The sequence below is a fragment of the uncultured Phyllobacterium sp. genome (assembly GCF_902479695.1).
Classification (GTDB): Bacteria; Pseudomonadota; Alphaproteobacteria; order Rhizobiales; family Rhizobiaceae; genus Phyllobacterium; species Phyllobacterium calauticae.
The window spans coordinates 64,435-79,493 of the sequence record NZ_CABSQF010000023.1; the positions used below are offsets into that span (position 1 = coordinate 64,435).

Sequence of the window (15,059 nt, forward strand, 5' to 3'; positions counted from 1 at the left end):
CCTCCCCGGTCGCGGCGATGGCTGCGCGTCCGCAAAGCGGATGCTTTGCGTGGAAATCCTCCCCAATTATCCAGTTTCGGCACCCTTCGCTCGTTCCTTGCCATGGATTTGCTGATATTATGATGTCGATGTGCCTTTCCCGCATGGGATGCAGGGAACGAAAGTGCCCGCTTTCCGTTCAGCTTGCATTCATTCTGGAACGTTTAAAACACACATCACGGCTGGCGCCCCCACTGAAAGTCCAGCCCAACACGATCAGGCGGTTCCAAAAGTTCCGCCAAGGATGCTTCAAAGGAGGCACAGATGTTTAAAGGTATGAAGATTGCCATTCTTGCGACGGCAGCTTTTGCAACGATCGCCGTTCCGCTTGCTTCGTCGGCATCGGCTGATGATTGGGGCTGGCGCCGTCATCATCATCGCGGCGGCGGCGATGCACTCGCAGCCGGCGCCATTGGCCTTGCCGCAGGTGCGCTCATCGGCGGCGCGCTCGCCCAGCCACGCGAACCCGACGTGATCTATCGCGACTACGATGATCGTCCCGTCTATCGCGCCGCGCCGGTTCGCGTCTATCGCGAAGTGCGCCCGGTCTATTATGGCAGCGCCCAGCCGTGGTCACGCGCCTGGTATCGCTATTGCGCCGACCGCTACCGCTCTTTCAATCCAGAAACCGGTACGTTCCGCGGCTATGACGGACGCGCATATTTCTGCAACGCCAACTGATCGCTGATCAGCCGGATCGAAAAAAGGCCGCCGGATCGCTCCGGCGGCCTTTTTGTCAGGTCAGGAACGGATTGGTGCGGCGCTCTTCGCCGAAACGGCCGCCGGGGCCATGCCCGCAGATGAAGCCGATATCGTCGCCAAGCGGAAACAGCTTGTTCTTGATCGAGTTGATCAGGGTCTCATGGTCGCCACCCGGCAAATCCGTGCGGCCGACCGAGCCGTTGAACAGGACATCGCCGACATGGGCGAACTTGGCGGCCCGGTTGTAGTAAACCACATGGCCCGGCGCATGGCCCGGGCAATGCAGCACCTCGAACACATGCGATCCGAAGGACACCGTATCGCCATCCGCAAGCCAGCGGTCCGGCGTGCAGTTGCGCACGCCGCTGCCCTGGATGCCGTACTGGACCGCCTTCTCCTCCATTGAATCCAGAAGGAATTTATCCGCCTGGTGCGGACCGATGATATCGACGCCGAGCGCCTCCTTCATATCCATGGCGCCTGCCGCATGATCAATATGGCCATGGGTGATCCAGATGGCGTCGATGGTGATGCCGTTGGAGCGGATGGCATGGAGCACCTGATCATTGTCACCGCCCGGATCGATCAGGACGCCATGCTTGTCATCGCTGTCGAAGAGGATCGTGCAGTTCTGCTGAAAGGCCGTCACGGGGATAATACCGGCCTGCAATTGTCCCATTTTGTTCCAACCCTATGCTTTCGGAAATCTCGTACATGAGGCTTTAGCCCAAATAAAAAGGGCGGCCAATGGGACCGCCCTTGAAAATCGTTTGCGTCCTGTGATGATCAGGATTTGGCCAGCGCGTTCTTGATCGCACCAACGATTGCAGTGAGGATAAGACCGCCAACACCGCCACCGGCAACATTGCCGATGATTGAGCCGAGATCAAATCCCGACGATGATGCTGCGTTTGCCACGAGCTGGGCACCACCGGCGCCAAGGTATTGCGTCAAGTAGCCACCCACTAGTCCACCAACGCCGCCGGCAATCGTATTGCCAGTCGGGCCAAGAGTCAGGTTCTTGAGAATACCGCCGACAATATTGCCGCCGACAGCCCCTGAGATCAGTTGGATGATGAGAGGAAGAAGTGCACCCATAATTGACACCCCGTCAACGTTTCGCGTCAGACTCATGCCTGACACTGGCATGTTGACTAAGTTTTGGGCAATGTCAAACCGGTTGATGCCTCAATAAAGAGGTATCAACCGGTTGTTTTCGTTAGCAAGCTTGCAGTATCGGGCTGAGCGCGCCTTATTTGCGCTCTGATGCTGCGAGTTATTCCGCTGCTGCTTTCTTCGGTGTTACTTCGGCGGCGTAATCGTTCATCAGGTTGATTGCGATCTCGCCAACGGTGAAGCGGTATGGCCCGATCTCCGAAACCGGCGTCACTTCCGCAGCCGTCCCGGTCAGAAAGCACTGTTCGAAACCTTCCAGTTCTTCCGGCATGATCGCCCGTTCGACAATCTCATAGCCGCGGCGCTTGGCCAGCTCGATGACCGTGCGGCGGGTGATGCCGTCGAGGAAGCAATCCGGCTTCGGCGTGTGAATGACGCCGTCCTTGACGAAGAACACGTTGGCGCCGGTGGCTTCGGCCACCTGGCCGCGCCAGTCGAGCATCAGCGCGTCCGCATAGCCCTTGGCTTCGGCGGCGTGCTTGGAGATCGTGCAGATCATGTAGAGACCAGCGGCCTTGGACTTGGACGGGGCCGTCTTCGGATCCGGGCGGCGATATTCCGCCATATCCAGGCGGATCCCCTTGAGCTTCTGCGCCGGGTCGAAATAGCTTGGCCACTGCCAGATGGCGATGGCCACGTTGATCCTGTTGTTCTGGGCCGAAACGCCCATCGACTCGCTGCCGCGCCAGGCGATCGGGCGCACATAGGCATCCTGAAAGCCCTGCTTGGCAAGAAGCTTGCGGCAGGCATCGTTCAGTTCTTCGACCGAATAGGGAATGGTGAAGCCAAGAATACGCGCCGATTCGTGCAGACGCTCCGTGTGTTCGTTGAGCTTGAAGATTTCGCCGCCATAGGCGCGCTCACCTTCAAAGACCGAGCTTGCATAATGCAGGCCATGAGTCAGCACGTGAACCTTAGCATCTGCCCAGCGAACGAATTCGCCATTCATCCAGATGTAACCTTCAAGCTGATCAAATGGTACGGATGCCATGTTTTCCTCCAGGCGTTTGATTCCTGATCGTTTGACGGGTTTGAGACGACGCCAATTGTTCCCGTTTCACAATTGGTGAACCTTGGCTCCCGACAGCGCCGCGCGTTCTTCTTGAACGCGCAAAGGACGCTGTCCATCTTGAATTCACGCCTGATCCCCGATGAAAATCGTGCCGATTTTCGGGACCATGCGTGGCAGCAATAGGCGTTTCGATGAGGAAAAATGTCCCGGAAACACTTATTGGCTTTTCGTTTCATTCAAAATGCGGCCAACAGCTTGCCAAAAATTATCAGCAGTCTAAAATTAAGTCAACAAGACTGACATATTATTCGGCGACACATGAATGAGAGCGGGAGCCCTGCATGAAACCTTATACACCGGATCGGCATATTGAGACAGCCCTGACCAAGGCGGATGCGCGCGAACTCGATCTCATCGAGCTGTTTTTCTTTGCCTACCGTGACTTCACCGCCGACCCGGATCTGATTCTGGAAAAGCTGGCTTTCGGCCGCGCCCATCACCGGGTTCTCTACTTCATCAACCGTAAGCCGGGCATGACCGTTGCGGAACTGCTGGATGTGCTGCAAATCACCAAGCAGAGTCTCGCCCGTGTTCTCAAGCAGCTGATCGACACGGGCCATGTCGTGCAGATACCCGGCCCGCGCGACCGGCGGCAGCGCGAACTCTATCCCACCATGAAGGGCAGAGAACTCGCGCTTGAGCTTGCCGCACCGCAATCACGCCGCATTGGCAGTGCATTGGAGCAAATCGGTCTGGCTGACCGGGCCGTGATCGAACATTTCCTCAAAGCGATGGTCAATCCGGGCCAAAGGCAACAGATCGACAGTCTGCCACAGGCAGGTTAGTTTATGCCGGATAGGGACGTCCGGGGACCAAGGGCGGGCGCCAATGCCCGGAGAGAGAAGGAATGATTTTGGTGAGTGAAGAACTTCCGCTTTCAGACGATGCGCCGCACCTGCTCATTGTCGACGATGACACCCGGATTCGAAATTTGCTGTCGCAATATCTGACCGGCAGCGGCTTTCGCATTACGGTGGCTGCCAATGCGGACGAGGCCAGGCGCAAGCTTGCCGGCATTGATTACGATCTGCTGATCCTCGATGTGATGATGCCGGGTGAAAGCGGCGTGGCCCTCACCCAGTCCCTGCGCCAGGAAAAGAGCGTTCCCATCCTGATGCTCACGGCCCTGTCGGAAACCGACAGCCGCATCAGCGGTCTCGAAGCCGGTGCGGATGATTATCTGCCGAAGCCCTTCGATCCGCGCGAACTGATCCTGCGCATCAACAATATCCTGCGCCGCGGCGCCCCGGCATCGCAGGCCAAGATCGAGCAGATCGTTTTCGGGCCCTATACCTTCGTCATCGCCAAGCGCGAGTTGAAGCGTTCGGGCGAACTGATCCGCCTGACCGACCGCGAGCAGGATATCATGGCGATATTCGCGGCCCGTGCCGGTGAAACCGTGCCCCGGCATGAGCTGACCGGCCAGGAAGGCGATGTCGGCGAACGGACGATCGACGTGCAGATCAACCGGCTGCGCCGCAAGATAGAAAATGACCCGGCCAATCCGGTTTGGTTGCAGACGGTGCGCGGCGTCGGCTATAAATTGAGCGTGGAGTAAACGTCGCGATCCGCGGGATCAGGACGCAATAACCAATGCGCGAGTGGGCACCGATCATATGGCACAAACGGACAGTGCAAAACGCGCATTGGCAGTCAGGCAGCGGCATTGGCGCCGCCGCCGCAGCACGCTGCTCGGCCCCTGGCGGAAGTTTTCCCGCTGGCTGGCGCAGTGGATGCCGAAACGGCTCTATGCCCGTTCGCTGATCATCATCATCGCACCCATGGTGCTGCTGCAATCGGTCATCGCCTTCGTGTTCATGGAGCGCTACTGGCAGACGGTCACCCAGCGCCTGTCGACGGCCGTGGTGCGCGACATCTCCGGCATCATCGACCTGATGGATACCTATCCGCAGGACCCCGGCTATGAAAACCTCATCCGCATTGCGCGCGAGAGATTGTCGCTCAACATCTCCATCCTGCCGCCCGACCCCTTGCCTGCACCCGGTCCGAAGCCGTTCTTTTCCATTCTTGACGAACCGCTGAGCGCCGAGATCACCAAGCAGATCAACCGGCCGTTCTGGATCGACACAATAGGCGATTCCGATCTCGTCGAAATCCGCATCCAGCTGGAAGGCAAGGTCCTGCGGGTCTTTGCCCGCCGCAGCCAGGCCTATGCCTCCAACACGCTGATTCTCCTGGTCTGGATGTCCGGCTCTGCGCTGGTGCTGCTGGCCATCGCCATCCTGTTCCTGCGCAACCAGATCAAGCCGATCCAGCAACTGGCCGCGGCCGCCGACAGTTTCGGCAAGGGCCGGGCGACACCGCCCGATTTCAAGCCGCGCGGCGCGGAGGAAGTCCGGCGGGCGGGCGCGGCCTTCATCGTCATGCGCGAGCGCATCGAACGCCAGATCGAGCAGCGCACCACCATGCTGAGCGGCGTCAGCCACGACCTGCGGACAATCCTCACCCGCTTCAAGCTGCAGCTTGCGCTGGTCGGCCACAAGGTCGATACGGAAGCGATGGAGCAGGATATCGAGGACATGCAGTCCATGCTCGAAGGCTATCTCGCCTTTGCCCGCAGCGAGGCGGAGGAAGAAACCGGCACCTTCAATCTCGAACGCCTTTTCACCAAACTGAAAGAGGAAGGCACCCTGCTGGAGCGCGGCTTCAAATCCAGCATTCGCGGCGAACCGGAGATTCAGGTCCGGCCCAATGCCTTCTCGCGCCTGATCTCCAACCTGGTATCGAACTCGTTCCGCTATGCCAAGAATGTCGTCGTCACCGCCGATCACCGCGACGGCTGGCTGAGCATCACCATCGACGATGACGGCTCCGGCATCCCCAAGGAGATGCGCGACGAGGTGTTCAAGCCATTCTTCCGGCTGGATGAGGCGCGCAATCAGGATGCCAGCGGCACCGGGCTCGGGCTTGCCATCGCGCTTGACATTGCCCGCAGCCATGGCGGCGATATCACCCTGGACGAAAGCCCCATGGGCGGCCTGCGCGCCGTCGTGCGCATTCCCGCCTGATCGTCAGGCGGCCCGGTTGCCGATCGGCGTCACGCAGGAGGTTTCGGCGGTTGCCTGGACACCGCGCAAATACAGCGCACAGGTGGTGCGCAGCATCGAGGCGAAATTCGGAATCTCGCCATTGGCCTGCAGGGCCTCATCGTAAAGCGTCGAGATGAAGCGCGGCGTCGTCATGTTCTGACTGACGGCGATCTCGTCCAGAAGCTTCCAGAACGTGACTTCCAGCTGGATGCTGGTGGAATGCCCGGCAATGCGCACAGAACGGTTGATCTGCCGGTAGCCTTCCGGATCCTGTTCTGCAAATACCTTACACATCCAACGAACCTCCCTTTTTCTGCTTCGCCCTCGGCCATCCCCTTGATGCGCTTCATCCCGGCAGGTGAAATTTTGCGCACCGGATCGGTTGCCGGCGAAAATTATTCCGCTCTTCCGGCGGTGTGGTAGCCGATTGCCACCCATTCTGTTTTCCCGGGTCCATAATCGCCGACATGCCCTGCAACTGCAACCGAAGTTTTGCCGCGGGGCGCAACGTCAAAGGAGGTCTTTTTGGCAAAAGCCATCCATTCCATGATCCGCGTGCTCGATGAGGACAGGTCCGTATCATTCTATCAACAGGCATTCGGCCTCGAAGTCGCCGACCGGCTGGATTTCGACAGTTTCACGCTCGTCTATCTCAGGAACAGCGAAACGGCATTCGAGCTCGAACTGACAATCAACAAGGGTCGCACCGAACCCTACAATGTCGGTGACGGCTACGGCCATCTCGCGGTCAGCGTCGATGATCTAGACGCCCAGCATACCCGGCTGAAAGGTCTCGATTTCAAAATCCGTGACATTGTCGAATTCAAGCGTGAGGGTGCGCTGCTGGCCCGGTTCTTTTTCGTCGAAGACCCGGACGGCTACAAGATTGAAGTCCTGCAACGACAGAGCCGGTTCGTCTGAAACCGGCTGAACGGCGTTGGAGGACGCCATCAGCCAGCAAGGGCGCGCTCGGGGGAGAGCGCCGATAGCAAGCAAGGGAGGAAATCCATGGTAACGATATTCAACCGCAAGGCCGCGGAGCCGGGCAAATCCGGCTCCGCCACGCAGGCCGGCCTGTCGCGGCGTGAACTGCTCAAACGGGGCGGCATGGCCAGCCTCGGCGCTCTGTTGGTCATCAGCGGCAATTCCATCATCCATCCGCAGCAGGCCTGGGGCCTCGAGACATCCAATCTCAAGCCCGAGACCATGGCGACGCTGATCCAGCTGGCGCGCGATATCTACCCACATGACAACATTCCCGACCGCTTCTACGCCATTGCCGTCAAACCCTACGACGCCAAGGCAGGGTCCGATCCCAAGCAGAAGGAGCTGATCGAGACCGGCATCGCCGACCTCGACAGGCGGGCCGGCAAAGGCGGCTATCTCGGTCTCGACTGGGAAGAGCACCGGTTGAAACTGCTGCGCCAGATTGAGGACACGCCGTTCTTCCAGACAATTCGAGGTGGTCTTGTCACCGGGCTCTACAACCAGAAGGAGCTGTGGCCGCTCTTTGGCTATGAAGGCGAATCCTACTCGAAGGGCGGCTATATCGCCCGCGGCTTCAGCGACATCGAGTGGCTTTGAGCCGTCTCGGCCATCGCACATTGTTCTTCAGCCTATCGGGAGGAAACCATGGCTGCACCTTATGATCTCAAGGACGACCACGTTGTCGTCATCATCGGTTCCGGCGCCGGCGGCGGTACGCTTGGCAACGAACTCGCGCAGAAGGGCATCGACGTCGTCATACTCGAAGCCGGCGCCCGGCACGAATATGAAGACTTCATCAATGACGAATGGGACAGTTTCGGCCAGCTTGCCTGGGTCGACAAACGCAGCACATCCGGCGACTGGCGGGTCGCCAAGGATTTTCCCAACCTTCCCGCGTGGATCGTCAAATCGGTTGGCGGCACCACCACCCATTGGGCCGGTGCCTCGCTGCGTTTGCAGGAGCACGAGTTCCGCACCCTGAGCCATTACGGCAAGCTCGAGGGCGCCAACCTGCTCGACTGGCCTCTCACCCTGAAGGAACTCGAGCCCTATTACGCCAGGGCCGAGGACAAGATGGGCGTGACCCGCACCAATGGCATTGCCGGCCTGCCGGGCAACAACAACTTCAAGGTGCTGAAAGCCGGGGCCGACAAGCTCGGCTACAAGGAATGCCACACCGGCAACATGGCGATCAACTCCGCCGAGCGGGATGACCGCATGGCGTGCCAGCAGACAGGGTTCTGTTTCCAGGGATGCAAATGGGGCGCCAAATGGTCGACGCTCTATACGGAAATCCCCAAGGGGGAAGCCACCGGCAGGCTGGAAGTCCGCCCCAATGCGATGGTGCAGAAGATCGAGCACGACAAGAGCGGCAAGGTGACCGGCGTGCTCTATGTCGACAAGGACGGCAAGCAGCATGTGCAGAAGGCCCGCATCGTTGCCGTTGCCGGCAATTCGATCGAGAGTCCGCGCCTGCTGCTGAATTCCGCCTCGACGACGTTCCCGGATGGACTGGCGAACTCCTCCGGCCAGGTCGGGCGCAACTACATGCGCCACACCACCGGCTCGGTCTACGGTATCTTCGAAAAGCCCGTGCACATGTATCGCGGCACCACCATGGCCGGTATCATCCGCGACGAGGCACGGCATGACCCGGCGCGGGGCTTTGTCGGCGGCTATGAAATGGAAACGCTGTCGCTCGGCCTGCCCTTCATGGCGGCGTTTCTCGATCCGGGCGGCTGGGGCCGTTCCTTCACCTCGGCGCTCGATGAATATGCCAACATGGCCGGCCTGTGGATCGTCGGCGAGGACATGCCGCAGGAGAACAACCGCATCACCCTGCACAAGGAGGAGAAGGACCAGTACGGCCTGCCCATCGCCAATGTGAACTTCAGCGACCACCCCAACGACACCGCGATGCGCAACCATGCCTACAAACAGGGCCAGGCCCTTTACAAGGCCGTCGGCGCGACCCGCACCCTGCCGACACCGCCCTACCCGTCAACCCATAATCTCGGCACCAATCGCATGAGCGAGAAGCCGAAGGATGGCGTGGTCAACAAGTTCGGCCAGAGCCACGACATCAAGAATCTCTTCGTCTCCGACGGCAGCCAGTTCACCTCGGGCGGGGCGGAAAACCCGACATTGACGATTGTCACGCTCGCCATCCGGCAGGCGGACTACATCGCCAAGGAGATGGCGGCGAAGACGATCTAGATTTAGGGACTGAAAAAGCTCTGGGCGCAAAAGCCGACTTTTGCGCCCATGAATCTCATTAAGAGCTCGTATTTAGAACAGCTTGCCGCCGTTCGGCACCGGCTTGCTGATGGCGGCCAGAACAACCCCGCCTTCCTCGTCCGGGAAACCCAGTGTCAGCACTTCCGACATGAACGGGCCGATCTGGCGCGGCGGGAAGTTGACCACCGCCATCACCTGGCGGCCTTTCAGCTCGTCCAGCGTGTGGTGCTTGGTGATCTGCGCGGAGGACTTCTTCACCCCGATTTCCGGGCCGAAATCGATCTTGAGCTTGAAGGCCGGCTTGCGCGCTTCCGGGAAGGTTTCCGCCTCGACGATCGTGCCGACGCGGATATCCACTTTCTCAAAATCATCAAAACTGATGGTCATCACATTCAACTCAAACAAACCGCCATGCTTCCGGTCAGGCAGAACCGACCGTCTCGAACAGAATGCTATCGAGCGATTCCCGTGCTGTCGAGCCCGACCAGACAACAAACTGGAATGCCTGAAAATAGGTCTCGCAGGCATCCAGCGCACTGGACAGGAGCACTTCCACCTGTTTGCTCGTCGGTTCCGCACCGCCGGACAGAAGCAGCGACTGGCGGTACATCACCGCGCCTTCCTGGCGCCACAGATCGAAATGCCCCATCAGCAGCTGTTCGTTGATCAGCGACAGCAAGCGCATCACTTCATTGACGCGCGGTTCGCTGACCGCGATGTCAAAGGCGCAGGCCAGATGCAGCGCCTCGAAATCTTCCATCCACGAGAAGGAAATCTGGTAATCGGTCCAGTTGCCCTCGACCGTAATGGCAATCTCGTCGTCCCCGGTGCGCTCGAAAGCCCATTCATTGGCATGGGCCACATGTTCAATCACATCGACCGGATGCAAATCACGCGCAATCTCTATTTCCAGAAGGCTCATCGCCATTACCTGCTCAATCGAATCTCATCTGACGCTGCGGGAGCACAGCGCACCCACCCAAAGGACACCTAACGCTTGAAAACTCACCGGCAGGCAGTACGCACCAGCCGGACCACGGATATGAACTTGTTACCCGCTGCATGACCATTGAAACGAATCATGCTGTAATTTCAGTGTATTGATGCTGAGTCCGAGCGCCAGTCCCCTTTTGGCCAAATGGCGCGAATGGGTGTGGACAGATGTTATGAAAATGATTCACGACCAGCCTTTAACTGACTCTAAGAAAACGATTTTCGGCGATTTCCACCTGTTGATAATTTCTTAAGATTTATTTTGGGGACAGCCCGAATATGCCGGATAAATCACCGCGAAACGGCGCCCGGGCGCCCCGCAGAGAGTGTCCGCGATTCCGGAGCGGTCAAAAATGCAAAAGGCCCACTGCCCGGACACGGGCAATGGGCCTGCAAAAATGCGATTCTTTTGACGATCAGTCCTTCTTGGCGCGCGTGCCGGCTGCTGCTGCCTTTGCCGGTTTGGCCGCATCGGCGCCAGGCTTTTCCTTGTGGCCGACGAGCGCTTCCAGCGCTTCGATACGGGCGAGCAGCGCCGTGTTTTCGGCACGGGCACGGATGGCCATTTCGCGCACCGCTTCGAAGTCCTCGCGCTGCACCACATCCATGGTGTTGAGCAGCCGTTCAGCCTGCCCACGGAAAGCGGTTTCGACTTCGCGGCGGACGCCCTGCGCTGCACCGGCAGCGTCAGTCACGAGCTTGGCCAGTTCATCAAGAACGCGGTTTGATCCATTGGTCATGGCAGATACCTCTGTTGCTTTCCCCATCAAATAATCGCCGCGGCAGGCGATTGCAAGCGAAGGTCATAATTGCACAAATGTTACCGGAGAGGCGGCTTGACGCTGTTCCTGCCCTCGCGCATGGTCCGCGCCGATGAACCTGATGATGACGGAGTGCCTATTGTGAGCGAAATACTTGTCCCGACGATGGCCGCGATCGCATTTCCCAATATCGATCCGGTGATCTTTTCCATCGGGCCGTTCTCTGTTCACTGGTATGGCCTCGGCTATGTCGTCGGCATTCTCTTCGCCTGGTGGTACGGCAAGAGACTCATCAGCAAGCCGCGCCTGTGGGCCAACAACACGCCGCCGATGAAGCCCAACGATCTCGACGACTTCGTCCTGTGGGCTGCGCTCGGCGTGGTTCTGGGCGGGCGCATCGGCTATATCCTGTTCTACGATCTGGCCCGCTACATCAGCCACCCCTTCGACATCTTCAAGGTGTGGGAAGGCGGCATGTCCTTCCATGGCGGGTTGATCGGCACCACGCTGGCGATGATTCTGTTTGCCCGCTCGCGCAAGATCAAGGTGTTCAGCATGATCGACACCATCGCCGCGGGTGTTCCCGTCGGCCTTGGGCTGGTCCGTGTTGCCAATTTCATCAATGGCGAACTCTGGGGCCGCATCACCGATGTGCCCTGGGGCATGATCTTCCCGACCGGCGGCCCGTTCGTCCGCCATCCGAGCCAGCTGTACGAGGCGGCGCTGGAAGGCATCGTCCTGTTCGCCACCCTGGCGCTGCTGATCTTTTACGGCCGCAAGCTGAAGAGCCCGCGCTTTATCGGCGGCGCCTTCATCACCGGCTATGGCCTGTCGCGCATCTTTGTCGAGTTCTTCCGCGAGCCGGATGCCCAGCTCGGTTATCTCTATGGCGGCTGGCTGACGATGGGCATGATCCTGTCCGTTCCCATGGTGCTCGTCGGCCTGTGGGCGCTGCTGACCGCCCGCAACCCGGAAGTTTCCACCGGACGATGACACTGAAACAACGCATCATCCGGCAGATCGGGCTGACAGGCCCGGTCAGCGTTGCCGACTACATGGCGATGTGCCTGTTCGATCCGGAAGCCGGCTATTACACGACGCGCGAACCGTTCGGCCGCGAGGGTGATTTCATCACCGCCCCGGAAGTCAGCCAGATGTTCGGCGAGCTTGCCGGCGTCTGGTGCGTCAACGCCTGGCAGGCGATGGGATCGCCCGCCGCATTCATCCTGTGCGAGATGGGGCCCGGACGCGGCACGCTGATGCAGGACGTGCTGCGGACGGCATCGAAGCTTGCCCCGGATTTCATCGCGGCGGCACAGATCCGCATGATCGAGATCAGCCTGCGCCTCGCGCAGATCCAGAAAGAGACACTCGCCGCCTCCGGTCTTGATATCCAATGGCATGCGCAGTTCGGCGATTTGCCATCCGGTCCGCTGGTTCTGCTGGCCAACGAGCTGTTCGATGCCATTCCGGTCCGCCAGTACGTCAAATCGGGCGGGCGTTTCGTCGACCGCATCGTCACCGTCGACGACGGCGGCAACCTGGCATTTGCGGCGGGAAGCGGATCGATCGATACGGCGCTATTGCCCGCCGGACACAGCACGGCACCCGATGGCAGCATTGTCGAAATTGCCCCGGCACGCAGTGCGCTGATGCAGGATATCGCCGAACGCCTGCACCGCGAGCGCGGTGCGGCGCTGCTCTTCGATTATGGCCATCTGCACCAGGGTTTCGGCGACACGCTGCAGGCGCTGCGCAGCCATAAGCCTGTTGATGTGCTGGACACGCCGGGTGAAGCCGACCTGACCAGCCATGTGGATTTTGCCATGCTGGCAAGGGCCGCGCGTTCTGAAGGCTGCACGGCGAATGCCATGACGCAGGGAGATTTTCTCATCGCCATGGGCTTGCTCGACCGCGCCGGCGCCCTCGGCAGCGGCAAGCCGGCGGCGTTCCAGGAGCAGATCCGCGCCGATGTCGAGCGGTTGGCAGGCCCCGATCAGATGGGCACGCTGTTCAAGGTGCTTTGCGTCGCGGACTCCGCCACACATTTGTTTCCATTCGAATCCATATGACGGAAGCAATTGACTTCGCGTCGATGCTCCACCACCATCCGCAGCCTTGAGAAAGAGCAATCCGGCATGATCACGTCTGAAAAACCAGTAGCGCTGCACGCTTCCCTGCTGGGGTCTCCCGAGAAAGATCGAATCGCTCACGGGTTCTTCACCCGTATCGGCGGTGTTTCCACAGGCATTTATGCCGGATTGAACGTCGGCAGCGGCTCCAACGACAATCAGGACCATGTTCGGGAAAACCGCAGGCGCGTAGCCAGCGCGCTGGGAGCAGACATCTCCCATCTCGTCACCGTGCATCAGGTGCATTCGCCCGATGTCATCACGGTCACGGCGCCTCTCACCGGCGAGCGGCCCAAGGCCGACGCCATGGTGACGGCGACACCCGGCCTTGTCATCGGTGCGCTGTCGGCCGATTGCGGCCCGATCCTGTTTGCCGACCGCGATGCGAAAGTCATCGGCGCGGCCCATGCGGGCTGGCGCGGCGCCCTTGGCGGCGTACTGGAAAATACCATCGACGCGATGATTGCGCTCGGTGCGAAACGCGACAACATCCAGGCGGTGCTGGGACCAACGATCGGCCCCGACAATTACGAAGTCGGCGCGGAATTCTATGATCAGTTCACCGGAACCGACCCGTCCTACACCCGTTTTTTCCGCGACTCCGCCAAAGAAAACCACAAGATGTTCGATCTCTGGGCTTTCATCACCATGCGGCTGCGCAATGCCGGGGTGAACGCCGCCGCACTGGAGAAATGCACCTATGCCGAGGAAGACCAGTTTTTCTCCTACCGGCGCACCACCCATCGCAAGGAACCGGACTATGGTCGCCAGATCTCGGCGATCACCATTCTAGAGGAACAATGATGGCCCTTCATTTCGAGCCCGAGGAATTTGCGGCACGCCGCGACCGCCTGATGATGGTGATGGCCGAGCAGAAGCTGGATGCCATTCTGCTCTTCGCGCAGGAGAGCATGTACTGGCTGACCGGCTATGACACGTTCGGCTTCTGCTTCTTCCAGTGTCTCGTCGTCAAGTCCGATGGCAGCCAGGTGCTGATGACCCGCTCGGCCGATTTGCGCCAGGCGCGCCAGACCTCGAACATCGAAAACATCGTGATCTGGGCCGACCGCGACAATGCCAATCCGGCAGCGGATTTGCGCGAACTCCTCAACGATCTCGACCTGCTCGGCAAACGCATCGGCGTGGAATACCAGACCCACGGCCTGACCGCCGCCAATGGCCGCAAGCTCGATGAACAACTCGCTGCCTTTGGCCAGATCGTCGACGCATCCGGTCTTGTCGACAGGCTGCGCGTGCTGAAAAGCCCGGCTGAAATCGCCTATAGCCGCAAGGCGGCCGAACTTGGCGACGAGGCGCTGGATGCAGCGTTGAAGCTCATCAAGGCCGGTGCCGACGAAGGCGACATCCTCGCGGCCATGCAGGGCGCCATCTTTGCCGGCGGCGGCGATTACCCGGCCAACGAATTCATCATCGGTTCGGGCGAAGATGCCCTGCTGTGCCGGTACAAGGCCGGGCGGCGCAAGCTCACGAAAAACGACCAGCTCACGCTGGAATGGGCCGGTGTCTACCGCCATTACCACGCGGCAATGATGCGCACCGTTTTGACCGGCAAGGCGTCGAAACGCCATCTGGAGCTCTACGACGCGGCACGCGAGGCGCTCGAGGCAGTTGAAGAGGCGATGACTCCGGCATCAACTTTCGGTGATGTCTTTGACGCGCATTCCCGGGTGATGGAGGCGCATGACCTGACGCGGCACCGGCTCAATGCCTGTGGCTATTCGCAAGGCGCGCGCTTCACACCCTCATGGATGGACATGCCGATGTTCTATGCCGGCAATCCGGAGCGGATACAGCCCGACATGACGCTTTTTGCCCATATGATCATCATGGATTCCGACAGCGGTACGGCCATGACATTGGGACGGACCTACCTCACGACCAATGGCGC

Annotated in this window: 18 protein-coding genes; 11 read left to right on the forward strand and 7 right to left on the reverse strand. The window is 59.8% G+C overall.

Annotated elements, in window-relative coordinates; all coding sequences use genetic code 11:
* The first annotated feature begins 303 nt into the window (after nucleotides 1-303).
* Nucleotides 304-720, forward strand: coding sequence for a BA14K family protein (locus tag RDL77_RS15130; RefSeq protein WP_223612596.1), 417 nt, complete (start codon nucleotides 304-306; stop codon nucleotides 718-720).
* A gap of 55 nt (nucleotides 721-775) precedes the next feature.
* On the opposite strand, the gene RDL77_RS15135 is transcribed toward RDL77_RS15130, so the two are convergent.
* From RDL77_RS15135 to RDL77_RS15145, 3 genes are all read right to left on the reverse strand, one after another.
* Nucleotides 776-1,420 (reverse strand): MBL fold metallo-hydrolase, encoded by a 645-nt coding sequence (locus RDL77_RS15135; protein ID WP_223612595.1) that lies wholly within the window; start codon nucleotides 1,418-1,420, stop codon nucleotides 776-778.
* 107 nt (nucleotides 1,421-1,527) lie between these two features.
* Nucleotides 1,528-1,839 carry a hypothetical protein gene (locus RDL77_RS15140; protein ID WP_223612594.1) on the reverse strand — a complete coding sequence of 104 codons (312 nt, stop codon included), beginning with the start codon at nucleotides 1,837-1,839 and terminating at the stop codon, nucleotides 1,528-1,530.
* A 178-nt stretch (nucleotides 1,840-2,017) separates the two neighbouring features.
* The gene (locus RDL77_RS15145) at nucleotides 2,018-2,908 is read right to left on the reverse strand and encodes a branched-chain amino acid aminotransferase (RefSeq protein WP_223612593.1); all 891 of its coding nucleotides are present in this window, start codon (nucleotides 2,906-2,908) and stop codon (nucleotides 2,018-2,020) included.
* Nucleotides 2,909-3,270: 362 nt separating this feature from the next.
* Between RDL77_RS15145 and RDL77_RS15150 the strand changes: the two genes are divergently transcribed.
* The 3 genes from RDL77_RS15150 (at nucleotide 3,271) to RDL77_RS15160 (ending at nucleotide 6,018) form a co-directional block, all read left to right on the forward strand.
* Complete coding sequence (locus RDL77_RS15150) at nucleotides 3,271-3,774, forward strand: MarR family winged helix-turn-helix transcriptional regulator (protein ID WP_223612592.1); 504 nt, start codon at nucleotides 3,271-3,273, stop codon at nucleotides 3,772-3,774.
* 62 nt (nucleotides 3,775-3,836) lie between these two features.
* Nucleotides 3,837-4,547, forward strand: coding sequence for a response regulator (locus RDL77_RS15155; protein WP_223612591.1), 711 nt, complete (start codon nucleotides 3,837-3,839; stop codon nucleotides 4,545-4,547).
* A gap of 175 nt (nucleotides 4,548-4,722) precedes the next feature.
* The gene (locus RDL77_RS15160; protein ID WP_374042724.1) at nucleotides 4,723-6,018 is read left to right on the forward strand and encodes a sensor histidine kinase; all 1,296 of its coding nucleotides are present in this window, start codon (nucleotides 4,723-4,725) and stop codon (nucleotides 6,016-6,018) included.
* A gap of 3 nt (nucleotides 6,019-6,021) precedes the next feature.
* On the opposite strand, the gene RDL77_RS15165 is transcribed toward RDL77_RS15160, so the two are convergent.
* Nucleotides 6,022-6,333 carry a ribbon-helix-helix domain-containing protein gene (locus tag RDL77_RS15165; RefSeq protein ID WP_223612590.1) on the reverse strand — a complete coding sequence of 104 codons (312 nt, stop codon included), beginning with the start codon at nucleotides 6,331-6,333 and terminating at the stop codon, nucleotides 6,022-6,024.
* A 231-nt stretch (nucleotides 6,334-6,564) separates the two neighbouring features.
* Between RDL77_RS15165 and RDL77_RS15170 the strand changes: the two genes are divergently transcribed.
* The 3 genes from RDL77_RS15170 to RDL77_RS15180 all read left to right on the forward strand — a co-directional run bounded on the left by RDL77_RS15170 (nucleotide 6,565) and on the right by RDL77_RS15180 (nucleotide 9,243).
* Nucleotides 6,565-6,960, forward strand: coding sequence for a VOC family protein (locus tag RDL77_RS15170; protein ID WP_288193596.1), 396 nt, complete (start codon nucleotides 6,565-6,567; stop codon nucleotides 6,958-6,960).
* 87 nt (nucleotides 6,961-7,047) lie between these two features.
* Complete coding sequence (locus RDL77_RS15175; protein WP_223612588.1) at nucleotides 7,048-7,623, forward strand: gluconate 2-dehydrogenase subunit 3 family protein; 576 nt, start codon at nucleotides 7,048-7,050, stop codon at nucleotides 7,621-7,623.
* Nucleotides 7,624-7,671: 48 nt separating this feature from the next.
* Complete coding sequence (locus tag RDL77_RS15180) at nucleotides 7,672-9,243, forward strand: GMC family oxidoreductase (protein ID WP_288193598.1); 1,572 nt, start codon at nucleotides 7,672-7,674, stop codon at nucleotides 9,241-9,243.
* Nucleotides 9,244-9,315: 72 nt separating this feature from the next.
* Here the strand turns inward: RDL77_RS15180 and RDL77_RS15185 are convergent, their stop codons facing one another.
* The 3 genes from RDL77_RS15185 to RDL77_RS15195 all read right to left on the reverse strand — a co-directional run bounded on the left by RDL77_RS15185 (nucleotide 9,316) and on the right by RDL77_RS15195 (nucleotide 10,997).
* The gene (locus tag RDL77_RS15185; protein ID WP_223612586.1) at nucleotides 9,316-9,651 is read right to left on the reverse strand and encodes a tRNA-binding protein; all 336 of its coding nucleotides are present in this window, start codon (nucleotides 9,649-9,651) and stop codon (nucleotides 9,316-9,318) included.
* Between the two features lie 34 nt (nucleotides 9,652-9,685).
* Nucleotides 9,686-10,186 carry a YbjN domain-containing protein gene (locus tag RDL77_RS15190; protein WP_091877999.1) on the reverse strand — a complete coding sequence of 167 codons (501 nt, stop codon included), beginning with the start codon at nucleotides 10,184-10,186 and terminating at the stop codon, nucleotides 9,686-9,688.
* 487 nt (nucleotides 10,187-10,673) lie between these two features.
* The gene (locus tag RDL77_RS15195; protein ID WP_223612585.1) at nucleotides 10,674-10,997 is read right to left on the reverse strand and encodes an accessory factor UbiK family protein; all 324 of its coding nucleotides are present in this window, start codon (nucleotides 10,995-10,997) and stop codon (nucleotides 10,674-10,676) included.
* 162 nt (nucleotides 10,998-11,159) lie between these two features.
* Between RDL77_RS15195 and lgt the strand changes: the two genes are divergently transcribed.
* The 4 genes from lgt to RDL77_RS15215 all read left to right on the forward strand — a co-directional run.
* Complete coding sequence (lgt, locus tag RDL77_RS15200) at nucleotides 11,160-12,011, forward strand: prolipoprotein diacylglyceryl transferase (protein WP_223612584.1); 852 nt, start codon at nucleotides 11,160-11,162, stop codon at nucleotides 12,009-12,011.
* Nucleotides 12,008-13,090 (forward strand): class I SAM-dependent methyltransferase, encoded by a 1,083-nt coding sequence (locus RDL77_RS15205; RefSeq protein ID WP_288193599.1) that lies wholly within the window; start codon nucleotides 12,008-12,010, stop codon nucleotides 13,088-13,090. Before lgt ends, RDL77_RS15205 begins: the two co-directional genes overlap by 4 nt.
* 66 nt (nucleotides 13,091-13,156) lie before the next feature.
* Entirely contained in the window at nucleotides 13,157-13,954 is a 798-nt protein-coding gene (pgeF, locus tag RDL77_RS15210) for a peptidoglycan editing factor PgeF (protein ID WP_288193600.1), read from the forward strand.
* On the forward strand, nucleotides 13,954-15,059 hold a 1,106-nt coding region (locus RDL77_RS15215), incomplete at its 3' end, for a Xaa-Pro peptidase family protein (protein WP_288193601.1). The genes pgeF and RDL77_RS15215, both read left to right, overlap by 1 nt.

Bases quoted from the DNA above. Each gene is read 5' to 3' on its own strand.
- RDL77_RS15130 (WP_223612596.1), top strand. From the start codon at position 304: ATGTTTAAAGGTATGAAGATTGCCATTCTTGCGACGGCAGCTTTTGCA.
- RDL77_RS15135 (WP_223612595.1), bottom strand. From the start codon at position 1,420: ATGGGACAATTGCAGGCCGGTATTATCCCCGTGACGGCCTTTCAGCAG.
- RDL77_RS15140 (WP_223612594.1), bottom strand. From the start codon at position 1,839: ATGGGTGCACTTCTTCCTCTCATCATCCAACTGATCTCAGGGGCTGTC.
- RDL77_RS15145 (WP_223612593.1), bottom strand. From the start codon at position 2,908: ATGGCATCCGTACCATTTGATCAGCTTGAAGGTTACATCTGGATGAAT.
- RDL77_RS15150 (WP_223612592.1), top strand. From the start codon at position 3,271: ATGAAACCTTATACACCGGATCGGCATATTGAGACAGCCCTGACCAAG.
- RDL77_RS15155 (WP_223612591.1), top strand. From the start codon at position 3,837: ATGATTTTGGTGAGTGAAGAACTTCCGCTTTCAGACGATGCGCCGCAC.
- RDL77_RS15160 (WP_374042724.1), top strand. From the start codon at position 4,723: ATGCCGAAACGGCTCTATGCCCGTTCGCTGATCATCATCATCGCACCC.
- RDL77_RS15165 (WP_223612590.1), bottom strand. From the start codon at position 6,333: ATGTGTAAGGTATTTGCAGAACAGGATCCGGAAGGCTACCGGCAGATC.
- RDL77_RS15175 (WP_223612588.1), top strand. From the start codon at position 7,048: ATGGTAACGATATTCAACCGCAAGGCCGCGGAGCCGGGCAAATCCGGC.
- RDL77_RS15180 (WP_288193598.1), top strand. From the start codon at position 7,672: ATGGCTGCACCTTATGATCTCAAGGACGACCACGTTGTCGTCATCATC.
- RDL77_RS15185 (WP_223612586.1), bottom strand. From the start codon at position 9,651: ATGACCATCAGTTTTGATGATTTTGAGAAAGTGGATATCCGCGTCGGC.
- RDL77_RS15190 (WP_091877999.1), bottom strand. From the start codon at position 10,186: ATGAGCCTTCTGGAAATAGAGATTGCGCGTGATTTGCATCCGGTCGAT.
- RDL77_RS15195 (WP_223612585.1), bottom strand. From the start codon at position 10,997: ATGACCAATGGATCAAACCGCGTTCTTGATGAACTGGCCAAGCTCGTG.
- RDL77_RS15205 (WP_288193599.1), top strand. From the start codon at position 12,008: ATGACACTGAAACAACGCATCATCCGGCAGATCGGGCTGACAGGCCCG.
- pgeF (WP_288193600.1), top strand. From the start codon at position 13,157: ATGATCACGTCTGAAAAACCAGTAGCGCTGCACGCTTCCCTGCTGGGG.